We start from the raw sequence: 19,995 nt of genomic DNA, 5'->3' as shown, positions 1-19,995 counted from the left end.
TGCCGGGCTTGAAGCTCGCGTACCCGCCAGGCAGACTACTGTATGAATAGCTAGTAGAATACACGCCATGGCCGAAACCAGCATCCCTTCGTTTTATTACCTGCAGAACTTTCTAACCGCCCTGCTCTGGGTGCAGGCGCGCTATGCCGATCTGCTGAGCACTGAGGAGCTGGGGTTTATTCGCGAATTTCAGCAGTTGCCTCAGTCAAGTCAGGCGTTGCTGGTGAGAATGGTCATGCGCAAGGGTGAGCACTTTCGTGCCAGTAAACTCAACTACGCCGAGATCGGTGACATACATCAGGCGGCAATACCGCTTTGCAATACTGGCTGGGTGCGCCCGGACGCTGAACTGCACCTGTGTGAAGTGCTCGCGCTGCTACGTAAATCCGAGGCACTGCGTGCCTTCGATCTGCCGGCTGGGCCGCGTAGCCCGAGCAAGGCCGATCTGCTGCCGCTACTGAGCAGCGATCATCCCGCACCGAAAACCCTCCAGCAATGGTGTCCTCTGGTCGACGACACAGTCTACAGTCTGACGATCAATGCGCTCTGCGAGCGCTTGCGTCTGCTGTTCTTCGGTAATCTGGAGCAAAGCTGGGCAGAGTTCGTCTTGGCTGATCTGGGCATATTCCGCTATGAGCAGGTGCCGATTGCTCAGGAATCGCGGGGCTTTGCTAGCCGCGCCGAGGTGGAGCAGTACCTGCATCTATGGCAATGCCGGGCCGCTTTTGACGCTGGTGAGCCGATCGAGGACATTCTGGCGCAACTGAGTGGCTTCGAGCCGGCCAGCGCCTACTTGAACTCGCGCCACAATCGGCTGCTATTCAAGCTTGCCCGGCAGCTGGAGCGCGAAGAGCGTATGCCCGAAGCTGTCGCGGCTTACCAGCGCTGCGGTCATCCGGGTGCTCGGCAACGGCTGATTCGCACTCTGGAAAAGCAGCACGACTACCACGCCGCCCATGGGCTCGCACTGGCCGCCAGGCAAACACCGGAAAGCGATACCGAGCTGCAACTGGTCGAGCGGGCGATCAAGCGCCTGGCCGTCAAAACCGGGCAGCCCAGGCCGGCAACCAGGCCTGAACCGCCTGCAGGCAGAATCGATCTGCTGTTACCACGCGAGCAGAGCCACGCGTCCAGCGTTGAATACCGCGTGCGCGAACATCTGCATAGCGAAGACGCCCCCGTGCACTATGTGGAGAACGGTCTGATCAACAGCCTGTTCGGCCTGCTCTGCTGGAACGCCATTTTTGCTCCGTTGCCCGGCGCCTTTTTCCATCCGTTTCACAGCGGCCCGGTAGACCTGCACGAGCCGGAATTTCGGCTGCGACGTGCCGAGCTGTTCGATAACTGTTTCGCGCAGTTAAGCTCCGGCGACTATCACAACGTGATCCGGCGCACTTGGCAGGACAAGTACGGCATTCAATCTCCCTTCGTGTTCTGGGGCTTGCTGGATCAGGCACTGTTGGATCAGGCCCTGCATTGCCTGCCAGCAGCGCATCTGCACATCTGGTTCGAGCGGCTGCTGGCAGACATTCGAGCCAATCGCACCGGCATGCCGGATCTGATCCAGTTCTGGCCCGCAGAGCAGCGCTACCGCATGATTGAGGTCAAAGGCCCCGGGGATCGGCTGCAGGACAACCAGCGCCGCTGGTTGGCGGTATGCGCACAGCACGCCATGCCAGTGGACGTCTGCTACGTGCAATGGGCCAACACATGAGTTATCGCGTTGCGGTGCGCGCCCTGTGCGAATTCACGGCCAAGGAAGGTGATCTGGACCTCCGTTTCACCCCGTCACCCACGGCCCAGGAAGGGATTACCGGGCATCATACGGTCGTGTCCCGACGCGCGGCCGGCTATATAGCCGAATTGCCCCTGAGCGGTGAATACCCCGGATTGCAAGTGGCAGGCCGTGCTGATGGTTATGATCCCGAGCAGAATCTGCTGGAGGAGATCAAAACCCACCGCGGCGACATATCGCGCATTCCGCAAAACCATCGGCTGCTGCACTGGGCTCAGGCCAAAGTCTATGGTTGGTTGCTATGCAGCGCCCAGGAGCTGACCGAGATCAACCTGGCGGTGGTGTACTTCAACGTCATCACCCAACAGGAAAGCGTGTTTCACGAAGAGCACAGCGCTGCGGACCTGAAAGTCTTCTTTGATCTGCTGTGCAGCCGGTTTATCGCCTGGGCCGAGCAGGAAACGGCGCATCGCAAAGCCCGCGACCAGAGTCTGGAAAAGTTGCGCTTTCCCTACCCCGATTTTCGCCGTGGCCAGCGGCAACTGGCAGAAAATGTATACCGCGCCGCCCGCGACGGTTACAGCCTGATGGCCCAGGCCACCACCGGGATCGGTAAAACGCTGGGCACGCTGTTTCCACAACTGAAAAGCTTTCCGGAGCAGAAGCTCGATCGGCTGTTCTTTCTTACCGCGAAAACGCCGGGCCGCAAACTGGGGCTGGATGCCCTGCAGGTACTGCGTAGCCAGGAGCCGGCGATGCCGTTGCGGGTACTGGAACATGTAGCGCGCAGTAAGGCTTGCGAATATCCGGACAGATCCTGCCACGGTGACTCCTGCCCACTGGCTCAGGGCTTTTTTGATCGCCTGCCGGCAGCACGGCAGGCGGCAGTGGAACTGAACTGGCTGGACCAGTCAGCAGTGCGGCAAGTGGCGCTGGCGCATCAGATCTGCCCATATTATCTGAGCCAGGAGCTGTGCCGCTGGTCCGATGTGGTGGTTTGTGACTACAACTACTATTTCGACATGACCGCCCTGCTCTATGGCCTGACCCAACTGAACGGTTGGCGAGTGACGCTGCTGGTGGATGAAGCGCATAACCTGATCGAACGGGGCCGCAGCATGTATACTGCGGAATTGGTACAGGAAGACTTGCACGCACTCAGCCGCATCGTACCGGGGCGGGTCAAAGGTGCGCTGGAGCGGGTCAGCCGGCACTGGGAGCAGTTGCACCGGGATCAGATCATGCCCTACCAGGTATATCCGGCGGTGGCCGATCTGTTTGTTGTCGCGTTGCAGAAATGCGTCAGCGCCATTACCGATCACCTGACCGACCAACCTACCGGTAACCACACGCTGCTGCTGGACTTCTATCTGCAGGCTATGCTGTTCTGTCGGCTGGCCGAGGCCTACGGCCCGCACTCGCTGTTCGACATTACCCGCGATGAAGAAAGCAGCCTGTGCACCACCTCGATTCTGTGCCTGCGCAACGTCGTGCCTGCGCCTTTCCTGGCTCAACGTTTCAATGCAGCGCACAGCACCACACTGTTTTCCGCCACTCTGAGCCCGGCCAATTATTATGCTGACTTGCTAGGGCTGCCCGAAAGCACCCAATGGATTGATGTGGAATCGCCCTTTGCCGCAGAGCAGCTGGAAGTGCTCAGCGTCAGCAACCTGTCGACCCGCTACCTGCACCGCCAGTCCAGCCTGAAGCCCATCGCTCAGTTGATGGCCGACCAGTTCCAGCGCCGACCGGGGAATTATCTGGCATTTTTCAGTAGCTACGCTTACCTGCAGCAAGCGATGGATCAGTTCGCCAAGGACTACCCGCAGATCCCGGTGTGGGCGCAGTCGCGCAGCATGAATGAAGTCGAGCGTTCGTATTTCCTTTCGCGATTTCATCTGGAGTCCCAGGGAATAGGTTTCGCCGTACTGGGCGGCGCCTTTGGTGAAGGTATTGACCTGCCCGGGGACCGGCTGATAGGCGCCTTTATAGCGACCTTGGGGCTACCCCAGATCAATCCGATCAACGAAGAGATCCGCAATCGCATGGAGGCGATGTTTGGTAATGGTTACAACTACACCTACCTCTATCCCGGGCTGCAAAAAGTGGTACAAGCCGCCGGCAGGGTTATCAGAACTACCGACGACCAGGGAGTGGTGTATTTACTGGACGACCGATACATCCAACCGGCGGTGAAAGAGCTTCTGCCACAATGGTGGCGCCCGGCCCGATATAAGTTCAGTCAACAATTACCCCCGCCTAAATCTGCGCACTAAAGCTGTCACACTGACCCACATCACCGCTGGCAAAGCCGCGCTTGAACCAGGTCATACGTTGCTCGGACGTGCCATGGGTAAAGCTGTCTGGCACCACATCGCCGCCACCTCGACGTTGCAGGCGGTCATCGCCAATGGCCGACGCCGCGGTCAATGCCTCCTCCAGATCGCCCTCATCAAGCAGTTGCTGGTTATCCGCGTTGTGGCCCCACACACCGGCAAAGCAATCGGCCTGCAGCTCCTGGCGCACCGACAGTTCATTGACCTGCGCTGAGCTTTTGCCAGCACCAGCAGCACGTACCTTCTGGCTGATACCCATCAGATTCTGCACATGGTGACCCACTTCATGGGCAATCACATAAGCCTGGGCAAAGTCGCCCGGCGCACCCAGTTGCGACTTGAGATCACGGAAAAACACCAGGTCCAGATAGACCTGATTGTCTGCCGGGCAATAGAAAGGCCCCACGGCCGAACTGGCCGTACCGCAGGCTGAATTTACCCGGTTGGAAAACAGCACCAGACGTGGTTCCTGGTAGCGCTCGCCGGAGGCGGCAAAAATGTTGTTCCAGGTATCCTCGGTATCCGCCAGCACCACGGACACAAACTCGGCCAGCTCCTGCTCCTGGGGGGTAAATTCCTGCGTCGGCTGAGCAGCGGTTGGCGCGCCACCGTCAATGACCTGAAGCAGGTCAATACCGAGCAGGCGTGCGCCAAAAAACACCAGCACGCCCAATACCAGCACCACGCGCCCGATTTTGCTGCGCAGCATCATTGGCAGGAATCTGAGCAGCAACAGCACGCCGCCAGCACCACCGGCTCCGCGCATAGGCTGGCCACGTCTATCGTCCACATTGCGGCTCTGCCGCCGACCTCGCCAATCCATGTCTCTTCCCCAAGTCAAAACCATCCTGTAATGAATGCATCATAGCCTGTTATTCAAAGCGGCACGTTACGTGTATAAAGCATGCCCTGGCTCAGCCGCCTATACTCGATTTTAACGATGCCTGGTGCATTGTCTGACATGGAAGACTCATGACACTTCAGAAAAAATTTGTTCTTACACTGACCTGCTTGCTGCTGGTTTTCGTCGTCGGCGCAGTGGCTCTCAGTTCTGTTACGCAAAGAGACAAGATCAGCAGTCTGGCGCAAGCGGAAGCATCCGGCCGCCAGGAAGAAGTCATCAGGCTTCTCGGCCTGACCAATTCCATCATGAGCGAACGCGTCAAGAACAGCATGCAACTGCTGATTCAACGTGGCACCCAGCTTGGTGAGGCGGAGCTGGCCGGCAACGTCAGCGTGGGCGCGGTTTCTGCCCCGCAATTGCTACTGGGTGATGTAGAGCAGGCAAACAGCTTCGATCTGGTAGACGGTGTGACCGCCATCATGGGTGGCACCGCTACGCTGTTTTCCAGGCAAGGCGATGATTTCGTCCGCGTCTCCACCAATGTGTTGCGCGATGGCCAGCGGGCCATCGGCACTCAGCTCGATCCGAACGGCGCCGCAATCAAGGCTGTGCTCTCTGACCAGGCTTTTTACGGTCAAGTCGACATATTGGGCCAGCCCTACCTTACCGGCTATGAGCCGATCAAGGATGCACGCGGGCGCACAATAGGTATCTGGTATGTCGGCTACTCGGCCGACCTGAGTGCGCTTTCCGAGGCCATCTCTGCGGCACGCATCCTCGAAACCGGGTTTGTCGCCCTGCGCGATCCGCAAGGCAACATCAGAATGCATTCCGACCACCTGACTGACGTTCAGATCAGCGACGCAGTGCAGGGCAACAGCGACGACTGGCATATCGAGCGGCGAAGCTTCGCGCCCTGGGGTTATGAAATCATCACCGGCCATTCAATAGCAGAAATCCGCGAACAGGTCATAGCCAGTTCTCTCTCCGTTGCTGCCATGATCATCCTCGGCGGAATAGTGCTTGCCATCTGCATCGGCGTGCTCATGAACCTGATGGTCGCAAGGCCGTTGAACGCCAATATCAAAGCCATTGAGGATATTGCCGACGGCAATGGTGATCTGACCGTGCGTTTCAACAGTCTCAACAAAGACGAGTTCGGCATATTGGCCCGGGCGTTCGATCGACTGCTCGACCGCATTCAACATACCATTCGCGAGGCTTTGGCCTCTTCCAGCACGCTGCTGCAACAGGCCAACGAGCTGGCTCAGGTTGCAGAGCAGTCCAGCAAGTCGATCAGCGTGCAGAACCGGGAAACCGAAATGGTCGCAACGGCCATGCATGAGATGAGCCTGACTGCGCAAAGTGTTGCGCAAAGCGCCGCAACCGGAGAGGACGCCGCCAATCAAGCCAGCGCTCAAGCGCTAGACGGCAAGGATACGCTGACAAAAACGATTGGCAGGATCGAGAATCAGGCAGAGGAAATTTCGGCATCAATGGCCGTCATGGAAGAGCTTGCATCAGCCAGCGACGACATAGGCTCGGTGCTGGAGGTGATTGTGAACATTGCCGGCCAGACCAACCTATTGGCGCTCAATGCGGCAATTGAAGCCGCCCGTGCCGGAGAACAGGGCCGAGGCTTTGCGGTTGTCGCCGATGAAGTACGCTCATTAGCCAAGCGCACGCAAGCATCTACCGAACAGATTCGCGGCATGATCGAACGCGTGCAACAGGGCGTCGCGCGCTCTTCTTCCATGATGGCTGAAAACCGCAATCTAGCAGTCAATAACGCTTCGGCAGCTCAGGGCGCCGGGACTGCGTTCGCGGATGTGATGAGCGCGGTCTCGCGCATTAACCAGGTCAATACCGAGATTGCCAGTGCGGCTGAGGAGCAAAGTCAGGTCGCCGAAGAGATCAACCGTAACGTGCTGCGCATCAGTGATGAAGCGCTCAAGAACGGGGAGCTGGTCGCTCAGACTCGGGATGCCAGCCAGAATCTGACACAGCTGGCCGAGCAATTGCGCACCCTGTTGGCGTACTACAAGGTGTAAGCACCTTGTAGTGGTGCGGATGCAAACGCAGAGTAAATCTATGTAAAGTTACATTTACAATGCAGTTTTTATGTTCGTTTTGCGGTCATATGAATAATCCCCGCGCTGCAGGATGCATCAGACGCCGGTAATCACGCGGTCTGACCGAAGCGAGACAGCCAGATGAACATACTCCGTAGTGTCGCCCTTGTGGGCATTTCAACCTTGGTGCTCAGTGCTTGCGCCAACAACCCCTACGCCAGCCCGCGCGAGTCTGCGCATCATGGTGGTTACAAGCAGGGTGTGTACGTCCAGCACCCGCAGGCCTATCAATCGCAGCCGCGGGTGATCGTGGTGCAACAGCCGCACCGTCAGCTATACAGCCAGGGTTCACGGGTCTATGGCCAGACGGGTCAGGTACAGCAGTACAATTACTACCCTGGCCATCAACACCAGCAGCCGCGTTATCATCAGCAGCGGCCGCAGCACTATCAACACCCCCGGTATTCGCAAAAACCCAAGTACAACAAGTACCGTGATCCGCGTCCGCAACATCAGCGGCCCAATCATCAGCGCTATGAGCAGTATCAACGCCCGGACTACAGCTCACAGCAGCGCCAGTATCGTTCGCAGCGCATTCCAAAACTGGAAACCTGGAATCAGAACCGCGAACGTATTACCCAGCAACCGCAAAGGCAGTATTACCAGAAGAGCCCGCGGGAGAACCACAACCGCAACTACGGTGGCGGTATTCGTCAGCAGCGCTCAGAGCGTTATTGATCGACCAACCGCAGCCCAGATAACAGAAAACCCGCCTTGGCGGGTTTTCTCGTTTCAGAACTTTCTGGTAAAACACGGAGCGGGATTATTTGCCGCGCTCGACCTCGTCCATGTTCTCGCCAATTTTTTCGGCGTCGATCACATCCAGATCATCACCTTCCACCGGGCCTTCCAGATCTTTCTCCTGATCCTTGCCGGGAAACTTCTCGTCGGGGACGCCCTTTTCACCAGGCAATTTTTGTTCATTGCTCATCATTATCTCTCCGAGGCCGAAAATGGGATGGCCTACCTGATGAGATACAACAACGCGCGGCAAGTTCGATTTTAATTGAGGCGCTGGCTGCGTCTAAGAGTCTCCGAAGGACTCTCTGCGAACAGTTGCTTGTAATCCTTGGCGAACTGCCCGGCATGCCAGAATCCAAATTCAGCAGAGATTTCTGTGACCGTACGCCCAGAGCCCGCCTCTGCCAACGCCCGCCGCGCCTGGTTCAAGCGAGTGACCCGCAGGAAACGCAACGGGCTGATGCCCAGAATGGTCTCGAAGCTGTACTGTAAGGTGCGCCGACTGACGTGGGCCAGCTCACACAGCTCGGTCATGGTTACTGGAGCATCGCCATGCGCTGCCATATAGCCTTTGATTCGGTCTACCACGGCCTTGCGATGAGCATAGCTCGGGATACGCTCGGGAGCAGGGCCTTCCCCTTGCAGTACTTGTAACAACGCCATCATCACCAGATCCTGTGAGTGCTTTTTCGCTGCCAACGGCATTGCCGAGCCGATCAAGCGCTTCAGCACAAAGCGCAAGTCTGCCAGGGTGTCGGCGGGCAGGGTCAGGCGCGATTGTTCCAGGCGGCTCTCCGGTAGTGCAACCCCCTGTATATCGGCCGCACGATGCAACAGGTCGCGGTCCACCACAATACCCAGAATATCGAAGGTTTCTGGCGTCACCAGTTCGAAATCCCGATTGCCCGGGCGGCACATGATGGTGGTATCGCTGACCGGCAGCCCGTTGATCCGGCAACCCTGCTCGTCAACTGGAATACCGAGCCAGATCGCATTTGGCCAGACGTTACATTGTTGGCGCAGTGCCTTGCTGGTGTGTTCGCTGAACACCTGCAGGCGATCGAAGGTCAGTTCTTCAACGCGCCCGTAGAATTCGCCCTCGCCCAGCTGATCATATTCCTGCAGCCAGTTGCTCAGGTTGCCGGCATGCTGGTCCGCATCGCGGGACTCGGCAATGCACTTGTCTAGTGCAGCCTGGGGGCGGCTGCGATCCTGCGGTGCATCCGGTTGCGCCCAAAGCATCTTTGCCTCCGTATCGCATAGGTATCTAACCCCCGCCAGCTCTGCCATTGGGGCAAAAAGCTCTGGAATGCGGGTTTGCTCTACCTGGATTCATGCAATTCACAGTCCAGTGCGGTATTGGCGCAATACGATTTGCCAAAACTTGATAGCGACCCTTCTGAGCCTTCCCGTAGTGTTTATTTAGCCAAATAGAGCCTCTACGGCGGGAGTATTCAGAACATGGGCACGCATTACCGCTACGTACTCGGCAGCACCACTTACCAGTTTCGCTGCCTGGCTGAGTTGATGGCCAAGGCCACACCAGCGCGTTCCGGCGATCGGCTGGCTGGCGTGATCGCCGAGTCGGCCGAAGAGCGCGCAGTAGCGCAGATGGCGTTGGCTGATCTGCCGTTGAAGACCTTCCTCAATGAGGCGCTGGTCCCTTACGAGAGCGACGAAGTCACCCGGCTGATCATCGACAGCCACGATCAACGCGCCTTTGCGCCCATTGCGCATCTGACGGTGGGTGACTTCCGCAACTGGTTACTCAGTGATCGGGCCACGCCGGAAATGTTGGCGAGCATTCGCATGGGCGTCACGCCAGAAATGGCCGCAGCGGTCAGCAAGCTGATGCGTAATCAGGACCTGATTCTGGTGGCGAAGAAATGCCATGTGTCCACCGCCTTTCGCAACACCATCGGCCTTCCTGGTCATCTGTCCACTCGCTTGCAGCCGAACCACCCGACCGACGACATGAATGGCATCGCCGCCAGCATCCTTGACGGTCTGCTCTACGGCAGCGGCGACGCGGTGATCGGCATCAACCCGGCCACCGACAACGTGTCCCAGACGGTCAAGCTGCTCAAATTGATGGACGACGTAATCCAAAAGTACGCGATACCTACCCAGTCCTGCGTGCTGACCCATGTGACCAATACCCTCGAAGCCATTGAACTGGGCGCACCGGTCGATCTGGTATTCCAGTCCATCGGCGGTACCGAAGCCACCAACAGCTCCTTTGGTTTTGATCTGGCAATTCTGGCGGAGGCCCAGCAGGCGGCGCTGCCGCTCAAGCGCGGCACGGTCGGCAACAATGTGATGTATTTCGAGACCGGCCAGGGCAGCGCACTCTCGGCCAACGCCCATCATGGGCTGGACCAGCAAACCTGCGAAGCACGCGCCTATGCCGTTGCCCGGCGCTTCGACCCGCTTTTGATCAACACCGTGGTCGGTTTTATCGGCCCCGAGTATTTGTTCGACGGCAAGGAAATCATTCGCGCCGGACTGGAGGATCACTTCTGCGGCAAGCTGCTCGGCCTGCCGATGGGCTGTGACGTCTGCTACACCAACCATGCCGAAGCCGACCAGAACGACATGGACAACCTGCTGACCCTGCTGGGGGTGGCCGGCTGCTCGTTCATCATGGGCATTCCCGGCTCCGACGACATCATGCTCAATTATCAAACTACCTCGTTCCACGACGCGCTCTATGCTCGCCGGGTACTTGGCCTGGCAGCCGCCCCCGAGTTCGAGCGCTGGCTGCGCGACATGGCCATTATCAAGAACGGCTCGGGGCATGTGCTGCATGACCAGTTGCCCCCGGCATTCAGCCGTTCGCTGGCGAGTCTGCCAAGGGGGTCCACTCATGCGTGATCTGGACGACACAGTGGATGCACCCGAAGCACCGGCGACTACCAGCATCGAGCACTACACCGGCGTAGTGCACAACCCTTGGCGCCGCTTGCGTGAGTTCACCGATGCGCGCATCGGCCTTGGCCGCACCGGCATCAGCCTGCCAACCAATGAGCTACTGGCCTTTCAGTTAGCCCATGCCCGGGCAAAAGACGCGGTGCATATGCCGCTGAATATCACGTCACTGTGTGAACAAATTCAGGGGATCGATGGATTACCCGCCAGCGCACCCTATCAACTTTCAAGCCAGGCTTCTGACCGTGCGGCCTATCTGCAGCGCCCGGATCTTGGGCGGCAGTTGGATCAGGCGTCGCTGGCGAAACTGCCTTCCGCCGCCACGACTGGCCACCACGGCCGTCAACTGGCAGTTGTCATCGTTGACGGGTTATCGGCCCATGCCGTGCAACAGAATGCCGCGCCCTTTCTGCAGGCCCTGTGCATCGAGCTGGCAGCGGATACCCAGACCGGCTGGCAGATCAACTCGCTCTGCATTGTCGAACAGGGTCGCGTGGCCATCGCCGACGAGATTGGCGAGCGTCTTGGCGCCGATGCCGTGCTGGTGCTGGTGGGTGAACGCCCCGGTCTCAGCTCACCGGACAGCCTCGGCCTGTATCTCACCTGGGGCCCGCGCAAGGGGCTGAACGACGCTGCGCGCAATTGCATTTCCAATATTCGCCCCGCCGGCCAGAGCTATACCGAGGCCGCGCAACGCACGCTCTATCTGCTGCAGGAAGCCCGGCGGCTGGGCCTGTCCGGCGTCAAGCTCAAGGACCGCAGCGAGTCCCAGGTTATCGAGCATCAACACCATAAAAACAGCAACTTTCTGACCAACTAAAACCGTCCATTCAAGAGACAAAACCATGCAAAACACGCAGATTGACAGTGACTATCTGGCCAAGCGCCAATTGAAGAAAGGCACCGCAGGGTGGCTGCTGCTCGCCGGCCTCGGGGTTTCCTACGTGATTTCCGGGGACTTCGCCGGCTGGAACTTCGGTATCGGCCAGGCCGGTTGGGGCGGCTTTGCGATTGCTGCGGTATTGATGGCAATCATGTATTTCACTCTGGTGCTGGCACTGGCAGAAATGTCCGCGGCGATTCCTGCTGCCGGCGGCGGTTACAGCTTTGCCCGGCAAGCCATGGGCCCAACCGGCGGTTTCCTGACCGGGCTGGCCGTACTCATCGAATACGCGCTGGCCCCGGCCGCCATCGTGATTTTTATCGGATCAGCAGTGCAAGAGTTGCTCGGCTTTAACGGCCCCTGGGTTTACGCCGTGTTCTATCTGGTATTCATCGGCGTGCATCTCGCCGGCGTCGGTGAAGCGTTGAAAGCCATGATGGTGATCAGCGCTCTGGCGGTGTTTGCGATTATCGCGACTGGCGTCGCGCTGCTGGGCAGCTTCGACGTTAACAACCTGTTTGATATGGCCGTGACCGACGCTGCCGGCGCCTCTACCGCGCTGCCGCTGGGCTGGTACGGCGTATGGGCTGCCCTGCCCTTTGCCATGTGGCTGTTCCTGGCCGTAGAAGGCGTGCCTTTGGCCGCCGAAGAAGCCAAAAATCCTGCCAAAGACGTACCCAAGGGCATTATCGGCGCCATGATCTTTCTGCTATTTACCGCGCTGCTGGTAGTCGTGCTCACGGCTGGTTCCGCCGGTGCTCAGGCAACTGGCGAAAGCGCCGTACCTCTGGTTGATGCGCTGAACGCCAATGGCAACAGCACCCTGGCCACGGTGGTCAACGTACTGGGTCTGGCCGGTCTGATTGCCTCGTTCTTCTCGATCATCTACGGCTACAGCCGCCTGGTATTTGCCCTGTCCCGCGCGGGCTACCTGCCACGCACCCTATCGCTGACCAGTTCGCGCAAAGTTCCAGCCCGCGCGTTGATCGTGCCCGGCGTGTTCGGCTTTCTGGTATCGCTCAGCGGTGAGGGCGATCTGATCCTGGCCATGGCCGTGGTCGGTGCGACCGTCTCCTACGCGCTGATGGCTCTCAGTCATATCCTGCTACGGGTCCGTCAACCGAATCTACCGCGCCCTTACAGGACACCTGGCGGCGTAGTTACCTCGGGTATCGCCCTGGCGTTATCGCTGGTAGCACTGACCGGTGTATATGCCTTCGATCCGCGCGCGTTCAATTACACACTGATTCTGTTTGCCGTCGGCGGCGCCTACTACTTTTTCTACAGCAGGCACCACCTGGTGGCCAAAACGGCCGAGGAAGAGTTCGAGATGCTGGCGGATGCCGAATCGTCCCTGGACGCCGAGGAGTTGCCTGGCGTGACCGCCACAGCACGTGCCTGAATAACCGATCCTGACGGTAGCCTGGGCATCCCCCTTGCCGCCCGGGTGATATTCCCAGCCAGCAGTGCTATATGCCTGCTGGCTCCGGCGAGACTGTTTGCGCCACACTGATCTTTTTCACATTCACCGTAGCGTCATAATCACGCAATGTTTTCGGGTTCAGTGGATCGCCGATCCAACGGGGTGATGCGACAAATTCAGCTGATATCAGACTGTCCTGCGGCTGCAAGCGGTCAAAACTCAGCCCGACCATCTGCGCGAAAGTATGAATGAAGCGAGCATTGGAATAGGGTCGACTCTGCCCTGCCGCCCAGGTGCTGACATCCCGTTCCCGCTTGAACGCTGGGGAAGTCCAGACCAGAAATGGCACGGTATACATCGCTGATGTAGGGGCGCCCTCATTACGGCCGGTAAACAGCTCATCCGGATTGTCGAATACTTCTTCACCATGATCGGAAAAATACACCAGCAGGCTTTTCTCATCGCGCTCACGGGCGACATCAATCAGACTCGCCACCACAAAATCGTTATAGCGCACTGCGTTATCGTAGCTGTTGTACTCGGCCAGCAGATCGGAAGTTATCCAGGCCGGTGCGCCAGCGTTGTCGCGGAAATGAGCATAAGAGTCGGGATAGCGATAGTGATAACCGCGGTGGGTGCCGAGCATATGGACGATGACCAGCTTCTTTTTTGCCCCGGAAGCCAGTGCCTGGGCTACGGGTGCCAATACGTCCCCGTCGTATTGATGGGCATTCTGCTGCCGATTGTTGTTCAGATACACTTGATGATCTGCCATCTGCGAGAAGGTCGTCAGCATGGTATTGCGACGTGTCTGAGTCTGCTGATTGGTGATCCAGGTAATTTCGTAGCCCGCCTGTTTCATCATGTTGAGCAGGGTCGGCTCGTTGAAAAACCGCTCCGGGCTTTTTGCGTCGGCAAAGGACAGGATCTGCTGCAATGCCTCGATGGTGTAGGGCCGTGGCGTGACCACATCGCGAAACACCAGCAGGTCGCCCTTCTCGTTTAACGCATCCAGACGCGGCGTCGTCTCCCGCGGATAGCCATACAGGCTCATGCGTTGGCGGTTGGTCGACTCGCCCAATACCAGCACCACGGTGTCAGGCAACGCCTCTACCGCCACCAGGTTCTCCAACGGCTTGATTTTGCGGTTCTGCTGCAGCAGGTCGGTCATGTCGGCCATCTGCTGTTGATATTTCACATAACCGAACACCAGGTTCCATGGTGCTGCGGGCTCCATGCGAACGATCTGATGGTAAGCCGCGTCAGCCATTGGCGCCTGCGGTGCCGCAGCCAGAGTGCCGATAAAAGGCCAGAAAGCGATCAGCGCAAACACCGAGCCGTAAGCTGTTTGCTGGCGGCGGCTGAGGCTGACCAATGGCAGTTGTTGCCACATCCAGATCGGAATTGCGCTATAAACCAGCAGCAAAGGCACAAACCACCATTGCCAGTAGGAGCGAATAAACTCGCTGCTCTCAGCTGCATTTGACTCGAAGGCGATAAAGATCGCACTCTGCGAAAATTCCTGACCGTAAATGATGAAATAGAAGATCGAGGTCAGCGCTGCGGGCCACATTACCAACCCCGCCAGGGCGAGCAACCACCGGGAGTAACGCGGCAGCAACACCACCGGCAGCAACCAGAGAAAGCTCATCAGGACCGTCTGGCGCAGCCCGGTGGTGCCGGACAATCCCAGAAAATAGAGCGGAATGTGATAACTAAATGAGAAAAAAGCGATAAAGCAGTAGGCCCAGATAATTGGGTGTTTTCGAGCAAATGCGCGCATGGTGAGGCAAGCCTGTTAGACGGATTGGTCGTCGCACCATAGAGCTGGATACTTAAGGAAGGCTTAAGCGTATCTGGCTTCAGGCCAGTATTTACTGGCAGCTTCGCGAATTATCTGCATACATTTGTCCAGCTGCAGCCTATATTGGCGCCACTGATCCTCTGAGGAGCCGCCACTCTTGTTCAGCCATTCAGGCCTCTCAAAACAAAGACATTTTCTGCGCGCATTGGCGCTGATCACATCAGCCCTGCTGTTGAGCGCCTGTCTCGACAGCGACGGTGGATCCTCTTCCGCCGACAATGATGCTGCTCCACCGCCCGAAAACACCAAACCCAATCTGATTCTGATCATCGCCGATGACGTTGGCGTGGATCAGCTTGCCAGCTTCGGATTCGGTGGCGCGGAGCCTCCGGCTACGCCAACCATCGACAGCCTGGCAGCTACCGGTGTGAGCTTCAACAACACCTGGTCCATGCCGACCTGCTCGACGACGCGGGCCGCCCTGCTCAGCGGGCGTTATCCACCGCGCACCAATGTGAACACCGCCATCGTATCGACCGACTTCGCCAATTCGCAGACCTCGCCCTTTGAGCGCTCGCTGCCCACGGTACTGGGTGAGCAAGGTTACGTCAGTGCTTATGTCGGCAAGATTCACGTCACCGGCTCGGATGTGAATCCGGCCAACCACCCCTTTGGCGACGAAGCCATTCGCGCACTGGGCTTTGATTATTTTGCCGGCTACTTTGATGGCGGCCCACGGCCGATTGATGTGACTGCCGGGCTGGACAATCTCGACAGCAGCGCTGCGCCCTACACCTGTGGTTTTGTGCCTCTGGCCACCGACCACCCGCAAGGTGCCGATACCGGTGCCTGCTATCAACCCAGCGGTGCCTGTGAAGAGCTGACTGCCGATGGTAGCTCGGTACCGGGCAAGATGTGTCTGGAGCGTGGCGGCTTGTTTGACCCCAATCAGCAGTGCGCGTCGACGTTGCCGGCCTATCTCGACTTCACCCGGCAGAACGCCTATTACACTGCCGAAGTGGTCATCAGCGAAGAAAGTGGATCGCAGCAGTTGGAGGTAGATAATCCCGCCACGCGTCTGTACCGCACACAGTTGGAATCCAATTTTGCCATCGACTGGATCCAGGCCCAGTCCGATGAACAACCCTGGATGCTGTCGCTTGGTTATTCCGCATCACACGCCCCGCTGCAGCCGACCCCGGCCAGCCTGACACCTGAAACCGGCGCCCTGGATATCGGCATCGCCTGTGACAATGGCGCCGATACACGTAAGCTGATGAATCAGAATATGGAGGCGATGGATACCGAGATTCGCCGCGTGCTGTTGGCAGCGGGTGTCTATATCGAGAACGCCAACGGCGACCTGGAATACAACCCGGCAAGTAATACCGTCGTGGCCTTTATCGGCGATAACGGTACCTACGGCCCGGTGGTCAAGGACCCTTTCCTGCCCGCGCGCAGCAAGGGCACTGTCTATCAGGGCGGTATCTGGGTGCCTTTGATCGTTACCGGCGCCACCGTTGAGCAACCTGGGCGTTCCGTCGGTGCCATGGTCAATTCCACCGACCTCTATCACCTGTTTGCGACATTGGGCGGTGCTGACCTGAGTGCGCCCGAAGTAGCGGACCGGCTGGACGCACAACCCATGGATGCCTACCTCGCCAGCGCCGAGGCAATACCCATACGGGACAGCAACTTCTCCATGTCCGGGCGCAATCTGGCCAGCGCCATCCCGCAGCCTTGCGTACTGACCGATGTGAATATCTGCCTGCAATTGTTCCCGCAAAAAGGGTTGTGCATCTCCGAAGGCGGCACCTGGTATGGCGACGATGGCGTCGTGCCCGGCCAGTCCTTCACCTCTTGCTGTGCGGTGAATACCTACCGGGTGAGTGAAGGCGAAGCGCCCTTCGACATCCTTGCCGAAACCCAACGCACCGTGCGTGATGACCGATTCAAGCTGCTGCAGCTGGAAGAACCCAATTGCGATGCAGGCGGTCTGACCGAGAGCTTTGAGTTCTATGAAATCAACGAAAGCGGCTCGGAGCTGGGCCTGGACAACCTGGATGCACAGGACCTACTCACCCGCTCCGCGCTGACGGCGGAACAGCAGCAGCATTACAATACTCTGCTGGCCGAGCTCGACAGCATTGTTGACTCGGAGCCCACTTGCCCTGGCGACGGCAATCTGGACCGTGTTATCAACGAGCAGGATCTGAAGGACTGGAGCTACTTCTCGCAACTCAACGGCGGGCGCTCCAGCTGGTACGACTTCAACCTGGACGGCCAGACCGATGCGGCAGATCGCCAGATCATCGAAGACAACCTGGGGCTGGAATGCCTATAAGTAGAGCTGCAGCGCTGCAAACAGCTCTGTTATCGCATTCGCAAGGAAATGTTGCGGGTTATCGCGGTCATACATAGGGTAGTCTTGCGTTGATGGCATCATCAGCCCAGGGCAACACCGCGAGTCACCCGCAAACAGGAGCATCGATGAGTTTTTTGCAACGCGCCTATCGCCGGCTCAACCCGGAGAAAAAGGCCGACCTGGAACCCGCCTTCCGGTACAGCGCCGAACATCTGCCGACCCTGTGGTTGATCGGCAAGACCGGTGCGGGCAAATCATCCTTTATCCGCGCCGTCACCGGCCACAGCGACATCGAAGTCGGTCGCGGCTTTCGCCCCTGTACCGAAACCGCCGTGCGCTACGACTTCCCTGCCAGCACCCCGGTCATGACCTTCATGGATACCCGCGGCCTGGCCGAAGCCGGGTACGACGCTTCTGCGGATATCAAGGCCTGTGAAGGCAGCAGTCACGCGTTGGTCATCGTCATGCGCGCTGACGACCCCGAGCAATCGGAATTGCTGCACGCAATCAAACAGATCAAGCGCTCCGGCAAGATCAATAACGCCCTGGTGGTGCATACCGGTATCGAACTGCTCGACACCCAGGATGAACAGCGGCGCTGCGTACTACACAACCAGCAGTCAGTAGAAAAAATCTGGGGTGAGATCGACTATGCGGCCGTTGATCTGGTTGGCCGCGACGGCACGCCAGTGGGCATTCCCGATTTGATCGAAAAGCTGGGTAATTTCCTGCCGATTGTCGCTGAGCTGTTCGAGCGCAAGGGCAACAGCAACGTTGAAGAAGCCAACTTTCAGAAGCTCAAAACTGAAATCATGTGGTACGCCGGCGCAGCCGGTGCCACCGACGCCGTACCGGTCCTCGGCCTGGTGACGGTGCCGACGATCCAGACCAAGATGCTACATAGCCTGGCCAACAAATACGGGCTGGAATGGGACAAACGCCTGATTACCGAACTGGTCAGTACCCTGGGTGTGGGCTTTGGCGTTCAGTACGCTTCACGCCTGGGTATTCAGCAACTGGTCAAGCTGATCCCGGTGTATGGCCAGACCGTTGGCGCCGCCTCCGCTGCGGTGACCAGCTACTGCGTTACCTACGCCTTGGGGCGAGTCGGCTGCATCTACTTCTTCAACAAGAAACGCGGCGAGCCGACCTCTGCGGAAGAGCTCAAGGCGACCTACCGCAAGGCCTTCGAACACATCATGCCAGTGGCAAAAAATGACGTTAAAAACGACGCTTAGCGCGGTGCGCTCGGCCGCCAGGTTCTCTGACAGGCTGACGCCTTTCTTGCTGATCGCCATATTGCTGCCCATCGCTTTGCTGGCGTTCTTCGGCCTATATGCGATCTTTCGCTACAACTACATTCTGACCTTTGTCGGCCTGCTTGGGCTATTGACCCTGGCGTCGATGGTGCCCTACTTCCTCGCCGCCCGTCGTCGGCGCAAGAACGCCCCGCAGATCGAAGCCAGTCTCGAAGCCAGCCTGGAAAAAGAGGTGGAGACGCCAGCTTACTGGACCCCCTGGGACAAACAGGTGCAGCAGGAGCTACTGCCGGAGGTGATTACTCTGGTACAAGGCACCGAAACCTGGCGCGACGTACCTGAAAGCGCCCTGGTGTTGGCCCGCAGCGTCGCTGCGCAATACGGCAAGGGCAAACGCCACTCCGAATGGGCTTTTTCCCCCATCGCCTTGCTGGCGATCACTGAGCAGCTTACCCAGCGCTACCGCAGCACGCTGAGAAACAACGTCCCCGGCATCAACCATCTGAAGGTGTCCCACGTACTCTGGCTGGAAGAGAAAGCCGACCAGTTCGCGCCGGCCATGACGCTGGTCAACGTTTACCGCAAGGTGCGCATGCTCACCCCGGAGGGCATGCTCGCCGAACTCGGCAGCCAGGCCCTGGGGCAATCATTTGAAGGGCTCAGCGACGAAATGCAGCAACGCATGAAGCGCCTGCTGATGCTCGAAGTACTGCGCTCGGCGATTGATCTGTATGGTGGCCACTTTCGTTTTGATGATGACGAGCTGACGGTTACCGCCGCCACACGCAAGGATGACGAGCGCACCGTTGGCCGTCCCGAACCGGTGCGCGTCTGCCTGATCGGCCAGACCGGTGCCGGCAAGTCTTCGGTGATCAATGCTCTGACCGAAGGCTGGCAAGCCGAGACCAGCGCCCTGCCCTCAACCGACCGCGGGCTGGTATACGAATGCAAGGTTGATGGCATTCCCTTCCTGCGCCTGCTCGATCTGCCCGGCCTGAACGGCGACGCCAAGATCGAGAAGGTGTTGTTCGAGGAAATGATCCAAGCCGATATGGTGCTCTGGGTACTGCGCGCCAATCAACCAGCGCGCAAGCTTGACCAGGAATTCGGTGAACATTTCCGCCAGTGGCACAGCAAGCGCATCGACTACCAGCCGCCGCCGCTGATAGGCCTGCTCAATCAGGTTGACCGCCTGGGCATTCAGAACGAATGGCAGCCGCCCTACGAGCTGGACAGCCCCGAGCCTGGCAGCAAGGCCGAACTGATCCGCGAAGCGCTGGATTTCAATCAGGACGTACTGCAGCTCGACGACATACTGCCAGTGTGCGTCTCGCCCGAGCGCGAGCAATACAACGTCGACACCCTGCGCGCGCTGCTGAGCAAGCGCTATGACAAGGCCATCAACGTGCAGCTGAACCGCAAACGGCGTGAAGCCAGCAAGTTTTCTGCATCAAGGGAATGGAAGCGCGCGCGGCAAGCGGCAGGGTCGTTAGTGGATTTGATGCGGCGGGAGAAATAGGCAGCAGCGCAACTCTGCCCAGCGGG

At 58.6% G+C, this 19,995-nt stretch carries 14 protein-coding genes; 10 read left to right on the top strand and 4 right to left on the bottom strand.

The annotated features are described in order from the left end of the window. Window positions 1-67 precede the first annotated feature (67 nt). Window positions 68-1,714 (top strand): VRR-NUC domain-containing protein, encoded by a 1,647-nt coding sequence (locus tag EAO82_RS12315; protein ID WP_096344909.1) that lies wholly within the window; start codon window positions 68-70, stop codon window positions 1,712-1,714. Beyond that, window positions 1,711-4,011, top strand: coding sequence for an ATP-dependent DNA helicase (locus tag EAO82_RS12310; RefSeq protein WP_096344908.1), 2,301 nt, complete (start codon window positions 1,711-1,713; stop codon window positions 4,009-4,011). Before EAO82_RS12315 ends, EAO82_RS12310 begins: the two co-directional genes overlap by 4 nt. Here the strand turns inward: EAO82_RS12310 and EAO82_RS12305 are convergent. Then, a complete protein-coding gene (locus EAO82_RS12305) occupies window positions 3,995-4,894 on the bottom strand; it encodes a neutral zinc metallopeptidase (protein WP_096344907.1) in 900 nt (299 codons plus the stop codon). The genes EAO82_RS12310 and EAO82_RS12305 overlap by 17 nt on opposite strands. A gap of 149 nt (window positions 4,895-5,043) precedes the next feature. On the opposite strand from EAO82_RS12305, the gene EAO82_RS12300 reads away from it, so the two are divergent. Together EAO82_RS12300 and EAO82_RS12295 are read left to right on the top strand one after the other, a co-directional pair. Further along, window positions 5,044-6,966: a methyl-accepting chemotaxis protein gene (locus tag EAO82_RS12300; RefSeq protein ID WP_096344906.1), complete on the top strand. Its 1,923-nt coding sequence runs from the start codon at window positions 5,044-5,046 to the stop codon at window positions 6,964-6,966. Between the two features lie 162 nt (window positions 6,967-7,128). After that, the gene (locus tag EAO82_RS12295) at window positions 7,129-7,725 is read left to right on the top strand and encodes a hypothetical protein (protein ID WP_143520255.1); all 597 of its coding nucleotides are present in this window, start codon (window positions 7,129-7,131) and stop codon (window positions 7,723-7,725) included. 85 nt (window positions 7,726-7,810) lie between these two features. Here the strand turns inward: EAO82_RS12295 and EAO82_RS12290 are convergent, their stop codons facing one another. Then, window positions 7,811-7,978: a hypothetical protein gene (locus tag EAO82_RS12290; protein WP_153274291.1), complete on the bottom strand. Its 168-nt coding sequence runs from the start codon at window positions 7,976-7,978 to the stop codon at window positions 7,811-7,813. A gap of 71 nt (window positions 7,979-8,049) precedes the next feature. Then, entirely contained in the window at window positions 8,050-9,030 is a 981-nt protein-coding gene (locus EAO82_RS12285; RefSeq protein WP_096344904.1) for a helix-turn-helix domain-containing protein, read from the bottom strand. A 219-nt stretch (window positions 9,031-9,249) separates the two neighbouring features. Here EAO82_RS12285 and EAO82_RS12280 point away from each other — a divergent pair, with 219 nt between their 5' ends. The 3 genes from EAO82_RS12280 to eat are packed head-to-tail and all read left to right on the top strand — an operon-like array spanning window position 9,250 to window position 13,001. Continuing rightward, window positions 9,250-10,662, top strand: coding sequence for an ethanolamine ammonia-lyase subunit EutB (locus EAO82_RS12280; RefSeq protein WP_096344903.1), 1,413 nt, complete (start codon window positions 9,250-9,252; stop codon window positions 10,660-10,662). Continuing rightward, complete coding sequence (eutC, locus tag EAO82_RS12275; protein ID WP_096344902.1) at window positions 10,655-11,536, top strand: ethanolamine ammonia-lyase subunit EutC; 882 nt, start codon at window positions 10,655-10,657, stop codon at window positions 11,534-11,536. The genes EAO82_RS12280 and eutC overlap by 8 nt, the downstream gene beginning before the upstream one ends. A gap of 25 nt (window positions 11,537-11,561) precedes the next feature. Further along, window positions 11,562-13,001: an ethanolamine permease gene (gene eat / locus EAO82_RS12270; protein WP_096344901.1), complete on the top strand. Its 1,440-nt coding sequence runs from the start codon at window positions 11,562-11,564 to the stop codon at window positions 12,999-13,001. Between the two features lie 67 nt (window positions 13,002-13,068). Here the strand turns inward: eat and cptA are convergent, their stop codons facing one another. Continuing rightward, window positions 13,069-14,805 carry a phosphoethanolamine transferase CptA gene (cptA, locus tag EAO82_RS12265; protein ID WP_096344900.1) on the bottom strand — a complete coding sequence of 579 codons (1,737 nt, stop codon included), beginning with the start codon at window positions 14,803-14,805 and terminating at the stop codon, window positions 13,069-13,071. 178 nt (window positions 14,806-14,983) lie between these two features. On the opposite strand from cptA, the gene EAO82_RS12260 reads away from it, so the two are divergent. From EAO82_RS12260 to EAO82_RS12250, 3 genes are all read left to right on the top strand, one after another. Continuing rightward, window positions 14,984-17,170: a sulfatase-like hydrolase/transferase gene (locus EAO82_RS12260; RefSeq protein WP_218838546.1), complete on the top strand. Its 2,187-nt coding sequence runs from the start codon at window positions 14,984-14,986 to the stop codon at window positions 17,168-17,170. A gap of 146 nt (window positions 17,171-17,316) precedes the next feature. Next, window positions 17,317-18,429, top strand: a complete 1,113-nt coding sequence (locus EAO82_RS12255) for a YcjF family protein (protein WP_096344899.1) — start codon at window positions 17,317-17,319, stop codon at window positions 18,427-18,429. Next, window positions 18,407-19,969, top strand: a complete 1,563-nt coding sequence (locus EAO82_RS12250) for a GTPase family protein (RefSeq protein WP_096344898.1) — start codon at window positions 18,407-18,409, stop codon at window positions 19,967-19,969. Before EAO82_RS12255 ends, EAO82_RS12250 begins: the two co-directional genes overlap by 23 nt. Window positions 19,970-19,995 lie beyond the last annotated feature (26 nt).

Origin of the sequence: Halopseudomonas pelagia (assembly GCF_009497895.1) — a bacterium.
Lineage (GTDB): Bacteria > Pseudomonadota > Gammaproteobacteria > Pseudomonadales > Pseudomonadaceae > Halopseudomonas > Halopseudomonas pelagia_A.
Note: the sequence above shows the minus strand (reverse complement) of the source record. Positions and strands in the feature narration are given on the sequence as shown.

Bases quoted from the DNA above. Each gene is read 5' to 3' on its own strand.
- EAO82_RS12315 (WP_096344909.1), top strand. From the start codon at position 68: ATGGCCGAAACCAGCATCCCTTCGTTTTATTACCTGCAGAACTTTCTA.
- EAO82_RS12310 (WP_096344908.1), top strand. From the start codon at position 1,711: ATGAGTTATCGCGTTGCGGTGCGCGCCCTGTGCGAATTCACGGCCAAG.
- EAO82_RS12305 (WP_096344907.1), bottom strand. From the start codon at position 4,894: ATGGATTGGCGAGGTCGGCGGCAGAGCCGCAATGTGGACGATAGACGT.
- EAO82_RS12300 (WP_096344906.1), top strand. From the start codon at position 5,044: ATGACACTTCAGAAAAAATTTGTTCTTACACTGACCTGCTTGCTGCTG.
- EAO82_RS12295 (WP_143520255.1), top strand. From the start codon at position 7,129: ATGAACATACTCCGTAGTGTCGCCCTTGTGGGCATTTCAACCTTGGTG.
- EAO82_RS12290 (WP_153274291.1), bottom strand. From the start codon at position 7,978: ATGAGCAATGAACAAAAATTGCCTGGTGAAAAGGGCGTCCCCGACGAG.
- EAO82_RS12285 (WP_096344904.1), bottom strand. From the start codon at position 9,030: ATGCTTTGGGCGCAACCGGATGCACCGCAGGATCGCAGCCGCCCCCAG.
- EAO82_RS12280 (WP_096344903.1), top strand. From the start codon at position 9,250: ATGGGCACGCATTACCGCTACGTACTCGGCAGCACCACTTACCAGTTT.
- eutC (WP_096344902.1), top strand. From the start codon at position 10,655: ATGCGTGATCTGGACGACACAGTGGATGCACCCGAAGCACCGGCGACT.
- eat (WP_096344901.1), top strand. From the start codon at position 11,562: ATGCAAAACACGCAGATTGACAGTGACTATCTGGCCAAGCGCCAATTG.
- cptA (WP_096344900.1), bottom strand. From the start codon at position 14,805: ATGCGCGCATTTGCTCGAAAACACCCAATTATCTGGGCCTACTGCTTT.
- EAO82_RS12255 (WP_096344899.1), top strand. From the start codon at position 17,317: ATGAGTTTTTTGCAACGCGCCTATCGCCGGCTCAACCCGGAGAAAAAG.
- EAO82_RS12250 (WP_096344898.1), top strand. From the start codon at position 18,407: ATGACGTTAAAAACGACGCTTAGCGCGGTGCGCTCGGCCGCCAGGTTC.